The following is a 12,644-nucleotide window of genomic DNA, read 5'->3' as shown; positions in this document are numbered from 1 at the left end:
CGACTTCTGTGACAGGGCCCCTTGCCGCCTCACGCAGCCAACCGTTCGGCGGCACCGAGGTGTTTGAACGCGTTGCCCGTAGAGCAGGGAAAAAGCACTAGAGCGACGACAGGGGGCGTGACGTCAGCAGTCAGTTCAACATAGGTCAGATCAGCCACCCGGAGCCGATTCGGAGCGACCGGGCCGAATCGGCGCCCAACGAGATCGGCTGGACGCACCGCGCCTGGATCCGCGACGGTCGTCGGCGTGGCCATGCCGCGCACCGCGCTGCGCCGCGCGAACCAAGTTCGCCCATCGGTCCCTCCACCGTGCAGCGGGCCGCCTCGATATCCTCGCGGTTAAGCGCCAGCCACACCTTGCGCGCACCGTAGACGCCGTAGTTCGCGCCGTGAACACGCTTGACGTGGGCTTTGAGTTCCCTCGCGGCGAGAGGGCTCACCATTGAGATGCTCGTTGTACGTCGGGGGGGCGATCTGCACACCGAACCCGACGAGTTCGGTGCATATCGACTGGACGCCCCAGCGCAGACCATGAGAGCCCTCGCGGCGGCCCTGATGCTCAGCGATGAATGGACAGACTATTGGTGTGGCCGGTCCAGTTCGGCCGCGAAGAAAGCCGATGCGGTCTTCAAGATCGCGTCGGCTCGCTTGAGTTCGGCGTTCTCCCGGCGCAACTTTCCGGGCAACTTCGCCCATCGCGGCCCATTCTGACTCGTGCTGGTTGCTGACCTCAGCGACCATGCGCACTGCCAGCTCACGCAGCGCCGGCGGGTACCTCCGCGACGAACCACCTGACATGACCCCATCCTTCCGAGAAATGGATTCTCCGGACATGCCGGGGCGGTTCAACCGAACGCCGTCCGAGTACGCTGCCGTCTGCAGGTGCATCCACACCCTTATGGCCTGCAGCATCAACTGAATCTGGATCACACCACGCCGACTCCAGATCCGGATGGACTCGGAAACTAGGACTCGCCACAATCCCTGGCTCGTAATCACTCGATGGTAGACGGCAGCAAGCGCACCGCGTGGGCGTCTGCGTGGACGTTCTTGTACGCGGACGGCATGGAATTAGATCCCGGCTTCGACGTCGACGATGCCGAAGAGTTGATGAATGACGTTGCGACACTGATCTCGAATTGCCGGAGCATGCTGTGCGGCTACGCGGCTACGCTACCGGGCTTGTCTGACCGTTATGTGCGCTGATGGGGCGTCGTCCGATCGTGCGGATGACGTCGACTTCGTCGGGTGCGATGGGGCGCCAGTCGTTCGTCATGCGTCCGAACTCCAGAAGGCCAGCTCGCCGCCGGGCATGCAGACGACGAGTAAGCCATTGGGGCCCAGGACGTTCCACGCCTCGTAGTCCGGGTCCGGCTCCACGGTCAGGGTGGCGCTGTCGGTGAATTCGACGCGCAGCGAGCCGGTCTCGGCATAGGTGGCTGCGGTCACGGAACGCCCGACGAGGCGGTGGACGGGTTGCAGCGCTTCGTCGGAGTCCGCGTCCGGTGGGAGGGTGACCTGACCGTCGTCGACAGTCAATACGAGCGGCGTTTCCACGACGAGGAACCGTGCGTCGGTGAACCAACACGGACTTGGTCGCGTCGCGCAGTTCCTCCAGATCCTTGACCAAGAAGTCCGCCTCGGGCGAATGCGTGTCCCGAAACGTCCGTGCGTCGACGTCGAGGCCTTCCGCAATGGTCGTCGTTTGATAGACGGTCGCCAGTCGACCCTACGCATCCGCGGCCTTCGACACCTTGTCGGTGTCTCCGTCGGGGACTGGCACACCCACTTGCTCCATCAGTCCGATCAGATCGATCAGGCCCTTGCCCGGACCGCCGGCCGACGGCGGCGCCGTCAGAGCGGCGGCCGAACTGGCGGGCTCGGCGGGTTTGGTCGGCGGTGGCCCCTGATTACCGGGTGTCGAATTGTGTTCGGCGACGGCGTGGTTGAAACCAGCTTGGATGACGATGCCGCCGTAGTTTTCTCGCCGCACGCGAGACGGCGAATGCCTCATCGGCATCTATCCTCAGGTGATCCATGATGTCCCCGGTGGTTCAACTGTCAATGGCTCCCACTCTATGGGTTCACCAATGCCCGCTGTGACATCAAAATTCGAGTTCCCGACGGCACTCGTCCACACTGGGCACCCTCTTCAACCCCAGGTGCCGCGCCGCGGTGCCGCAGTTTCGGCGCCACGTGGTCGACGAACAGCTCCGTGCCCTACGGCGTAACCCCAAGGCCGTCAACGCCCGTCGTGCACCGCCAGGTAGTGCCGCGACACCGGCGTGCCCTCGACGTACTGCTCCACCCCCTGCTCGATGCGCAGGTCCTGACCCGTGAGGCGCGCGTAGTGCTGGTGCATGTGCTCACCCCACGACCGCACGACGAACGTCTCCACGAACGTCGACTCCTGCTCCACGCTGCGGAACACCCGCCACTGCGCCGCACCCGTGCGCTGCCGCGACCGGCCCAGCGCCCCCATGGCCGTCAGGAACGCCGCCTCGTCGGCCGGGGCCACCCGGTACTCGGTGAGCACCAGCACCGGCCCGTCGAGGGGCTCGGGCTCGAACAGCAGCGTGGGCTCCGGCCAGTGCGTCGACGGCGTCAGGTCCAGCTTGCTGGTGTTCGCGTGCAGCGGCCACCACAGCAGCGACAGCCCGCACACCGCCAACAGACCCGCGCTCACCAACAGGCTGGTGGAACTGTCCGTCGCCCCGGCGACGATGCCCCACACCACCGACCCGATGGCCTGCCCGCCCATGAACACCAGCTGATACACCGACAGGCCGCGCGCCCGCACCCAGGAGGGCAGGCTCAGCTGCATCGACGCGTTGAGCGTCGACAGCGTCAGCAGCCACGCCGCCCCACCGACCACCAGCGCCGCGAGCACCACCCCGACGACGGGCACCAGCGCCAGCACCACCGTCGTCGCCGCGAAGCCCACCGCCCCCGCGGCGAGCAACGTGTTCTGCTCGAAGCGCGCCCGCAACCGCGACAGCACGAACGCCCCCAGCACCGCCCCCAGACCGAGCGCCCCCAGCATGAGGCCGTACCCCGACGACGTCAGACCCAGCCGATCCGCCGCGATGACCGCCAGCAGACCCCACAGCGCGCTCGCCGGCCCGATGAACAGCGCGGTGCGCAGCAGGATGCGGCGCACGATCGGCGAACTGCGGATGAAGCGTCCACCCGCACTCAGCGCCGCCAGCGCACGCTCGGGCGGATAGGGATTCTCGACGGCGGGCCGCCGCCACCAGACGAGCACGAACACGATGCCGATGAACGACACCGCGTTGAGCGCGAACACCAGGGTGGGCCCCGACAGCGACACCAGGACACCGGCGATCGCCGGACCGATGGCGCGCGCGCCGTTCATGCTCATGCTGCCCAGCGCCGCCGCGGCCGGAATCTGCTGCGGCGGAACCAGGTCGGGCTGGATCGCCTGCCACGCCGGGGCCGTCAAGGCCTGCCCGCAGCCGATGACGAACAGCAGCATCAGCAGCACCGTCGGCGTGGTGAGCCCCGCCCCGGTGAGCGTGGCCAGCAGCCCGACGCCCGCCGCCATCGCCCCCTGCGTGGCGATGAGCAGGCGGCGCCGGTCGACGAGGTCGGCCAACACGCCCGAGGGCAGCGCCAACAGCATCACCGGCAGCGTCGTCGCCGTCTGCACCAGCGGCACCAGGATGTCGGCGCGCGGATCTCCGACCAGCATCCACTGCGCCCCGACCGTCTGCATCCACGTGCCCAGGTTGGAGACCAGCTGCGCGATCCACAGCGCCCGGTAGACCGGCGAACGCAGCGGCGCCCACGTCGACGTGGAGGGGGTCGCCGTCGTCGTCATGCATCGCTCCCGTGGCCGTGGTCCGGTGGTTCACGTTAGGGCGGTGCGGCTGCGTCCGTCACCCGAACCCCGCCGAGTGTTCCCTGGGAGGAATGCGGGGAACCACGGTGTCGGTTCTACGATCGACCACTCGAGAACGGAGCACCATGACCAGCATGTCCGCCGTGGGAACGATTCCCGGCCTCGCCGTCGACCACCCGGATGCCTTCGCCGACGTCACCGTCGACGTGCCGGAGCTGCGCCCACACGACGTGCTGGTGCGCGTCGAGGCCGTCTCGGTCAACCCGGTCGACACCAAGGTTCGGCGGCGCACCGACGCGTCGGACGCGCCCATCGTCGTGGGCTACGACGCTGCGGGCACCGTCGAGGCCGTCGGCCCGGAGGTGAGCACCCTCGCCGTCGGCGACGAGGTCTGGTACGCCGGCGCCATCGACCGGCAGGGCAGCAACGCCGAGCTGCAGGCCGTGGACGCGCGGATCGTGTCCCGCAAGCCCTCCTCGCTGACGTTCGCCGAGGCGGCCGCGCTGCCGCTGACCACCATCACGGCGTGGGAGACGCTGTTCGAGCGGTTCGCTCTGACCGCGGAGTCCACCGGTGACCTGCTGATCATGGGCGCCGCCGGCGGCGTGGGGTCGATCATGATCCAGCTGGCCAAGACGTTGACCGACGTGCGGGTGGTGGCGACGGCCTCGCGCGAGGAGTCGCGCGCGTGGGTGCTGGACCTGGGTGCCGACGCCGTGGTGAACCACCACGACCTGGTCGCCGAGGCACGCACGGCGGCGCCCGACGGCGTCGACTACCTGTTCACGCCGCACTCGACGGGCAACGTCGAGGCGTTCGCGGAGATCGTGCGCCCGTTCGGCCACGTCACGGCCATCGACGACCCCGAGGGTCTGGACCTGTACCCGCTGAAGTCGAAAAGCATTGCCTGGCACTGGGAGCTGATGTTCACGCGCCCCCTGTACGGCTACGACCTGGAGTACCAGCAGCGGCTGCTCGCCGAGACCGCGCGGCTGGTCGACGAGGGCGTGCTGCGGACGACGCTGACGACCGCGATCGCCGGGTTCGACGCCGCGGGCATCCGGGAGGCGCACCGGCTGGTCGAGTCGGGGCAGATGGTGGGCAAGGTGGTCGTGCACCGCTGAGGGGACGTGCTTCACGGGGCGCTGCGGGGGCTCAGTCGAGGGATGTGGGGTCATGCCCACCTCGTAGCGACAACGAGCGACAGGATGGGTGGGTGAGGACCGCGCCGCGGGGTAGGGGAGGTTGGGAAGGAGTGGCGGAGAAGAAGAGGTGAGGCGGCAGGGGCGGTGGTCAGCCCGGGACCGTCAACAATGGGTGACGCGTCAACGAACGGTGACGGGTCCGGGAGCACAGTGTCTTCCGGCGCGGGTGCACCGACCGGACGGGTCTGCCGGCGCGGGTGCAGCGACCGGACGGCCCCGAGCGGGCCCGGTCCCGCTCCGGCCCGAACTCAGTACACGTCGCGCACGTACCGCTTCTCGCGCTTGAGCGTGTTCACGTACTCCAACGCCCCGTCGGCGCTCAGGCCGCCGTGCTCGGCGACCACGTCGTGCAGCGCCTTGTCCACGTCCTTGGCCATCCGCGTCGCGTCGCCGCACACGTAGAAGTGCCCACCGTCCTCCAGCCACCCGAACAGCTCCCGGCCGTGCTCCAGCATCCGCGACTGCACGTACACCTTCTCGGTCTGATCGCGAGAGAACGCCAGCTCCAAGCGGTTCAGCACACCGGAGTCCTGCCACGCCGCGATTTCCTCGGCGTAGACGAAGTCGTGCTCGCGGTGCTGATCGCCGAAGAACAACCAGTTTCGGCCACCCGCGCCGCGCGCCGCCCGCTCCTGCAGGAACGCCCGGAACGGTGCGATGCCCGTCCCCGGGCCCACCATGATCATCGGCGCCTCGTCGTCGGTCGGCACCCGGAACGACTTGTTGGGCTGCAGGAAGATCTTCGCCGTACGCCCGCGGTCGGCCAGGAACGTCGAACACACGCCACCGCGCATCCGACCCGTCGACTGGTAGCGCACGCTCGCCACCGTCAGGTGGATCCGGTCCGGATGCGCCAACGCGCTCGACGAGATCGAATACGCCCGGTGCGCCAGCGGTTTCAGCAGCCCGACGAACTCCTCCAGGCTCAACGCGTCCTCGGCGATGCTCAGCACGTCCAGCACGTCGCGGCCCCACAGCCAGCGTTCCAGCGTCTCGCGCACCCCGCCGCGCAGCACGTGCGACAGCTCCGGATTGTCCGCCCGGCTCTCCACCTCGCCCAGCAGATCCTTCGACGGCGCACTGATCTCGTAGCGGTGCCCCAACAACTCGCCCAGCGGCTCGTCGCCCACCAGCGTGTCCGGCGACACCCGGAAGTGCGCCGCGATGGCCTCCACCAACGCCGGATCGTTCTCCGGGATCACCGCCAGCGCGTCCCCGGCCACGTACTCGATGCCGCTGTCGGCCAGATCGAACTCGTAGTGCCGAATCTCCTTGTCCGACCCCGCCCCCGACAGCAGCCGGTTGACCGCGACGTCGGCGACGAACGGGTGCTTGCGCGTCCACCCGGACCGCGCCACCGCACTCGGCGGCGGCGTGCTCGGCGTGCCGGTCACCCCAGACGCCGGCACCAACGCCGTGATGGCGCCCTGGATCCACTCGGCCGCCTGCGCCTCGAAGTCCACGTCGCAGTCCACGCGCGGCACCACGCGGGACGCCCCCAACTGCTCCAGTCGCGTGTCGAACAGCTTGCCCGCCTGGCAGAACCCGTCATAGCTGGTGTCGCCCAGTGCCAGCACGCCGTAGGACACGCCCTCCATCCGCGGCGCCGTCGACGCCGCCAGCGCCTCCCAGAACAGTTCGGCGTTGTCGGGCATCTCGCCCTCGCCGTACGTGGAGGTGACGATCAGCACGAACTTCAACCCCGCGAACTCGTCGAGTTCGATCTCGTCGAGCCCGCTGACCGTCGCATCGAAGCCCTGCGCCTTCGCCGCGGCCGCCGCGTCGTTGGCCACGCCCTCGGCGTTGCCGGTCTGCGTGCCGTAGAGCACCCGCAGCGCGGGCCGCGGCCCCGTCTGCTCACCGGGCACCGGGGGCGGCGGGACGGCGACGTTCATCGCCAACCGCGAATGCAGGCCCGCCAGGAAACCCGACAGCCATGCCCGCTGGTCCTCGTTGAACGGGGCGTCCTGGGGGATGTAGGCGATCTTCACGACGCACTCTCCAACGAGTCGAGCGAGGCCACCACGTCCGGAACCGATTGCGCGGCAAACAGTTCCTCGAACGACGGCAGCCGACCGATCTTGTCCACGTTCTTCGCGCTCTGGAACAGGATCCAGCCGTAGGTGCCGGGGCTGTCCATCGACAACACGTTGCGCTGCGCCAGCGCATCCTTGTAGTCGGTGATGCGCTTGTTGGCGATGAACACCGCCAGATCCTCGTCGGTGAACCCGTCGATGGCCTCGCGGGCGTACCGCTGCAGCTTCTGGATCAAGAAGAAGTCCTCCGTGAGCACCAGGTTGCGCACCATCTTGCCGACCGCCGGATCGGTCACGTCGGTGACGCCCGGCAGCCGCGACAACGCCAGCTGCTGCGCCAGGTTGAGCACCGTGTAGGTGTTCAGCAGCGCGTACATGGTCTCGGTGTCGGTCTCGCCGTACGCGGGCACCGCACCGCCCAGCACCGTCACGTCGTCGCGGTAGGACCGCTTGAACTTGTGCACCTGGTACCCCGCCAGCGACGCCGCCAGCTCGTCGAGCAACTCCTTGCGAGTCTTCGCCGCCAGGATCGCGTCGGCGTCCTGGTACTGCAGCAGCGCCCGCGGCATCGCGTACACGACGTGCCGGCGCGTGGTCTCCCAGTTCTGCAGCAGCGCGGCACCGTGCTCGGAACCCGTTGCCTCGACGTGCCATTCCAGCAGCGTCCGGGCCGCCACCTCGTGGAACGGGGCGTCGGTCACCGGGGCCAGCATCACCGAGTCGGCGCTCACCTTGGTGGGCAGTTCACCGGCCGGGTCGTACTGGTAGAGGAACCCGCCGCTCATGCCGTTGGCGACGCCCTTGCCGAACCCGCCGATGTTGAACACCGCGCCGTTGGTCATGTACTCGCACAGGAACTCGCCGGCACCCTCGACCACCGCGCTGGCACCCGAGTTGCGCACGGCGAAGCGGTCACCCGCCTCGCCCTCGACGAACAACCGTCCACCCGACGCGCCGAACAGGGCGAAGTTGCCGATCAGCACGTTGCCGCCGGGACGCCCCGAACCGCCGCCGGGGGAGCGCACCACGATGGTGCCGCCGCACTGGCTCTTGCCGACGCCGTCGTTGCAGGTTCCGGTGTGCGTCATCGACATGCCGTCGTTGCAGAACACGCCGTAGCTCTGGCCCGCCGACCCCGACGTGGTGATCACGACGGAGTCGGGGGTGAAGTACCGCCTGCCGCGATGGTCGGTCGCCACCGCGGCACCGGCGGCGCCCTCGTGGTTGAGCTTGCGCTCGATGTCGATGGCCAACTGCCCGCCGACGCTCTTGTTCTGGTTGGTCAACGTCACCGGCGCCATCGTGACGCCCCCGAAGTCCAACTGCGCCAGGAACGCGTCGTCGACCGAGTAGTCCTTCTCCATGTAGATCGGGTCCTCGGGCACGAAGCCCTCGGCGACCGTGAGCATGGCCCGCAGGTCCAGTCGGCCGATGCTCGACGGGTGGTCCAGCAGGTGCAGCAGGTCGCTGCGCCCCCGCGCCTGCGCCAGCGACGTCATGCCCAGCGTCGCGAGGATCTCGCGTACCTCGTGGGAGATGTTGAGCAGGTACTGCGCCAGGGCGCGCGGATCACCCTGGAACGCCTCGGGATTGGTGGTCAGTCCGGCCGGGCACTTGATGTTGCAGTTCTTGGCCATGACGCACTTGAGCATCATCAGCGCCGTGGTGCCAAACTCGAACCCGTCGGCCCCCAGCAGTGCCGACTTCACCACGTCGCCAGCGGTCTGATGGGCCCCCGAACAGCGCAGCACCACCTTCTGCCGAATGCCGTTGGCCACCAGGGCCTGATGCACCTCGGCCACGCCGATCTCGGCCGAGCGGCCCGCGTACTTCAGGCTGGTCACCGCCGCGGCGCCCGTGCCGCCGGTGTTGCCCGCCACGTTGATGACGTCGGCGCCGGCCTTCGCCACGCCCGCGGCGATGATGCCGATGCCCTCCGAGGACACCAGCTTGACGATGACGCGGACCCGCGCGGCCTTGCAGTCGTGGATGAGCTGCGCCAGGTCCTCGATCGAGTACGTGTCGTGGTGCGGCGGTGGGGACACCAACTCGACGCCCGGGGTGCCGCCACGTGCGGCCGCGATCTGCACCGTCACCTTGGGGGCCGGAAGCTGGCCGCCCTCACCCGGTTTCGCCCCCTGGCCGATCTTGATCTCCAGCTCACGCAGCATCGGATCGGCCAGATAGCCGGCCCAGACCCCGAACCGGCCCGACGCGAACTGCTTGATGCGCGACCCGCGGATGGTGCCGTAGCGCGTGATGTGCTCGCCGCCCTCACCGCAGTTCGACAGGCCGCCCACCATGTTGGTGCCGTGCGCCACGGCCTCGTGCGCCGACGCGACCAGCGCACCGTGGCTCATGGCCCCCGACGCCAGCGTGGCCGCGATCTCGCTGGCCGGCTGCACCGCGGCCAGCGGAATCGACTCGGGCGCGGTCTGCACCATAGCCAGGTAGTCCAGCGCCGCGCCGCGAGCGCGCACCCGCAGCCGGTCGACGTCGATCCTGGCGTCGGTGACGTCGCCCCCGAAGCGGCGCTTCAGCGACTCCAGCAGCGGTTCCAGACGATGCGCGCTGTGGCTCAACCGCAGCGTGAACTCGTCGCCGTCCTGCACGCACGTCAGGCCGCGCACCTGGAAGCCGTTGTTGCCGAAGCGGGCGAACTGCCCTAGCTCGGAGCGGAACTCGTCGGCGGTGTGCAGGAAGTTCACGTCCGCGGGGAACGCCAACACGTCGCGCAGCGCCGCCGGGCGCCGCGAGCGCTCCGCGTTCATCGCGAACACGAAGTTGCGGTAGCCCGGCGTGATGTCGAAGCTGTTGATCGCCCGCGGCGTCATCTCCTCGAAGGAGTTGTGCTGGTAGGCCTCGTCGTTCAACCCGAACGCGCCCTCCAGCTGATGCAGCGGCAGGTTGCGCAGGAAGGCCGGGTCGGCCATGTCCGGGTTCTCCGGCCGCGCCTCGTCACCGAACGAGATGGCCTCCTCGGTCATGTCCACGAACCCGCGCACCGCGGTGGTGCCGTAGGAGTGCCCGGAACCCTCGGCCCGCTCCTTGAACAGACCGAGCAGCGGGACGTCCTTGTCGCCGGTCACCGTCAGGGCGTGCGCGTGCCACTCGGCGGTGGTGGCCGCCAGCGTGTCGAAGCCGACGCCGCCCACCGGCGACACCACGTTGGGGAAGTACCTGCGCAGCACCGGATCCCCGGTGTCGAGGTAACTCGGCTCGAAGAACTCGCCGCCGATGTAACTCTCGACCGTGCACAGCCCGACGCGGCCCATGGTCTTCATCAGCGACTTCTCGGCGGCCTTGGCGAACCGCTGATACGCCGCGGCGACCTGGACCTCGTCGGGGCCGAACTTCTCCTCGGCCCGCATCTGCACCGCCAGCGGGTAGACCGCCGAGGCGCCGAAGCCCAGCACCGTCGCGATGTGGTGCGACGAGGCCAACTGACCGCTCTCGGCGATCACCGACACCCGCGCGCGCAGGCCCTCCTCGATGAGCCGCTGGTTGATGGCCGAGACGACGATGATGACGGGCATGGCCGCCAGCTCGCTCTCGACGTGCCGGTCGGAGATGACGGCGATGCCGCCGGTCTCCCTGGCGAACGCCTCGACGTCGTCGCACAGCGCATCGATGGCCGCCACCAGCGCGGTGACGTTGGCGTCGGCATTCGCCAGATCGACGCGGTAGCGCATCCCGAAGCGGCGCACCGGCGTGTGCTGCTGGTCGCGGATCTTGAGCATGTCCAGGTGCGTGAGGATGGGCGTGGGCACCACGATCTGCGGAGCCGGCGCCGCGTCGCTGTTGGGCTTGGCGCCCAGCGCCACGCGCAGCGTCATGCCGTCGGCCTCGCGGATGCTGTCCAGCGGCGGGTTGGTCACCTGGGCGAACCGCTGGGAGAAGTACCTGGCGATGCCGCCCTCGTGGTTCGACAGGGCGTTGATGGCCGCGCCGTAGCCCATCGCGGAGATCTTCTCCTGCCCCGTGGCCAGCATGGGGTCCATGAGGAACTTGAAGTCCTCCTGGCTCATCGAGTACGCGACGTAGCGCTGATGACGGTTCAGGTCGCCGTTGTAGCGGGCGGGGGAGAGCTGGCTCTCCGGGGGCACCGCGGGCAGATCCGCGAGCTGCACCCGCGCCTGCGCCAGCATCGACGGGTAATCATGCTTGGCGGCAAGCATTTCCAGCGCCTCGGTGGTGCCGTAGGAGCGCCGCTCGCGGTGGTCGTAGTACAGCATGCCGCCGGCCTCGATGCGGCCCCGCTTGAGCACCTGCTCCGGCGGGAAGTTCACCTGGCCGGCCTCGGACATGACGCCGAGGTACTCGGCGGTCTCCACCGTGCGCAGCGGCCGCAGACCCAGGCGGTCCAGGCGCGCGCCGATGTAGGTGCCGTCGCCGAAGATCAACGCGGCCGGACCGTCGTTCTTCTCCTCGTACAGGCTGAAGTACTCCAGCATGGCCCGCACCTGCGGCGACAGGGTCGCGTCGTTCTCCCACGCCGGCGGCATCATCGCGACCACGGCGGTGACCAGGTCGAGGTCGTCCTCCAGCACGCGGTTCTGCAGCGTCTGGTCCAGCCGGCAGCTGTCGGACTGGCCGACGGGCCGCACGATCGCACGGTTGCGGGCGCGGGCGATCGCGTTGTCCGACAGGCGATTCTTCTTGTCGGTGTTCAGTTCGCCGTTGTGCGCCATGAACCGGAACGGCTGCGCCATCGTGGTGTTGGGCGCGGTGTTCGTGGAGAACCGGGTGTGGAAGAACATGGAGTGCACCTCCATCCGCGGATCGGTGAGATCGCAGAAGTAGGGCACCACCTCGTGGGAGTTCAGCCGGCCCTTGAGCACCTGGGTGCGCGCACTCAGCGACAGCGGATACAGGCCCGACAGCTCGGGGCGAGTGTAGGCCAGGGCCTCGATGGCCATGAGCGCCTCGTGAATGGCCTTGTCCGACAGTGTCTTATCATCCGCAGCCTTACCATCTGCAGTCTTGCCATCCGCAGCGTCCCCGCCCGCGGCGGCGAAGACCCACTGCCGGATGGGCGACTGGTACCTGACCGCCGCGGGCCGGATCACCGCGTGGTCGACCGGCACGTCACGCGTCACCAGGATCTCGAAGCCGTGCTCGCGCAACGCCGTCTCGATGACCTGCTCGGCCTCGCCGTGGAAGGCGGCGTCGTTGGGCAGGAAGAAGTTGCCGACGCCGAACTCGCCGAGACGCAGGTCCGGCCGGCCGGTGACGGCGGCGAAGAACCGCACCGACAGGTCCAGGTTGACGCCCGCGCCGTCGCCGACACCCTCCGACGACATGCCGCCGCGGTGTGGGACGGCACACAGTGCCTCGTTGAGCTTGTCGATGACCTCGTGGGTCTGGCGACCGTCCTTGCGCGTCAGGAAGCCGACGCCGCAACTGCTCTTCTCTTGATTCGGATCATGAAGTCCCGACACCCGGCGATCTCCCTCAACGCTGCACGTTCACAGGTCGCACCGCATGGGCTCTCGACGCTGAGTCATCCACGCTCTGCCCATGCGACTATCGCAGGCTCCGG

The 12,644-nt window shown here is 68.7% G+C and carries 6 protein-coding genes and 2 pseudogenes; 2 read left to right on the top strand and 6 right to left on the bottom strand.

What is annotated here, in order from left to right; genetic code table 11:
• Nucleotides 1-125 precede the first annotated feature (125 nt).
• Nucleotides 126-797: pseudogene (locus AC30CM_RS00515) on the bottom strand (IS3 family transposase); the annotation flags it as partial.
• A 180-nt stretch (nt 798-977) separates the two neighbouring features.
• Between AC30CM_RS00515 and AC30CM_RS00510 the strand changes: the two are divergent.
• Nucleotides 978-1,205: pseudogene (locus tag AC30CM_RS00510) on the top strand (type II toxin-antitoxin system death-on-curing family toxin); the annotation flags it as partial.
• A gap of 66 nt (nt 1,206-1,271) precedes the next feature.
• On the opposite strand, the gene AC30CM_RS00505 reads toward AC30CM_RS00510, so the two are convergent.
• From AC30CM_RS00505 to AC30CM_RS00495, 3 genes are all read right to left on the bottom strand, one after another.
• Nucleotides 1,272-1,556 carry a DUF6188 family protein gene (locus tag AC30CM_RS00505; RefSeq protein ID WP_490114850.1) on the bottom strand — a complete coding sequence of 95 codons (285 nt, stop codon included), beginning with the start codon at nt 1,554-1,556 and terminating at the stop codon, nt 1,272-1,274.
• Between the two features lie 172 nt (nt 1,557-1,728).
• Nucleotides 1,729-2,013 carry a hypothetical protein gene (locus AC30CM_RS00500; protein ID WP_490114849.1) on the bottom strand — a complete coding sequence of 95 codons (285 nt, stop codon included), beginning with the start codon at nt 2,011-2,013 and terminating at the stop codon, nt 1,729-1,731.
• Between the two features lie 228 nt (nt 2,014-2,241).
• Nucleotides 2,242-3,840, bottom strand: a complete 1,599-nt coding sequence (locus AC30CM_RS00495) for an MFS transporter (protein ID WP_490114848.1) — start codon at nt 3,838-3,840, stop codon at nt 2,242-2,244.
• A gap of 146 nt (nt 3,841-3,986) precedes the next feature.
• Between AC30CM_RS00495 and AC30CM_RS00490 the strand changes: the two genes are divergently transcribed.
• Nucleotides 3,987-4,985 carry a zinc-binding alcohol dehydrogenase family protein gene (locus AC30CM_RS00490; RefSeq protein WP_490114847.1) on the top strand — a complete coding sequence of 333 codons (999 nt, stop codon included), beginning with the start codon at nt 3,987-3,989 and terminating at the stop codon, nt 4,983-4,985.
• A 329-nt stretch (nt 4,986-5,314) separates the two neighbouring features.
• Here the strand turns inward: AC30CM_RS00490 and AC30CM_RS00485 are convergent, their stop codons facing one another.
• Together AC30CM_RS00485 and AC30CM_RS00480 are read right to left on the bottom strand one after the other, a co-directional pair.
• Nucleotides 5,315-7,057: a diflavin oxidoreductase gene (locus tag AC30CM_RS00485; RefSeq protein ID WP_490114846.1), complete on the bottom strand. Its 1,743-nt coding sequence runs from the start codon at nt 7,055-7,057 to the stop codon at nt 5,315-5,317.
• Nucleotides 7,054-12,543, bottom strand: coding sequence for a glutamate synthase-related protein (locus AC30CM_RS00480; protein ID WP_490114845.1), 5,490 nt, complete (start codon nt 12,541-12,543; stop codon nt 7,054-7,056). The genes AC30CM_RS00485 and AC30CM_RS00480 overlap by 4 nt, the downstream gene beginning before the upstream one ends.
• Nucleotides 12,544-12,644: the final 101 nt, after the last annotated feature.

It is taken from the genome of Mycobacterium sp. DHQP2018-32-09, from assembly GCF_058148405.1.
This window is presented reverse-complemented; position numbering and strand designations above follow the sequence as displayed.

Excerpts from the sequence above, each read along its gene's own strand:
- AC30CM_RS00500 (WP_490114849.1), bottom strand. The coding sequence starts at position 2,013 with ATGAGGCATTCGCCGTCTCGCGTGCGGCGAGAAAACTACGGCGGCATC.
- AC30CM_RS00490 (WP_490114847.1), top strand. The coding sequence starts at position 3,987 with ATGACCAGCATGTCCGCCGTGGGAACGATTCCCGGCCTCGCCGTCGAC.
- AC30CM_RS00495 (WP_490114848.1), bottom strand. The coding sequence starts at position 3,840 with ATGACGACGACGGCGACCCCCTCCACGTCGACGTGGGCGCCGCTGCGT.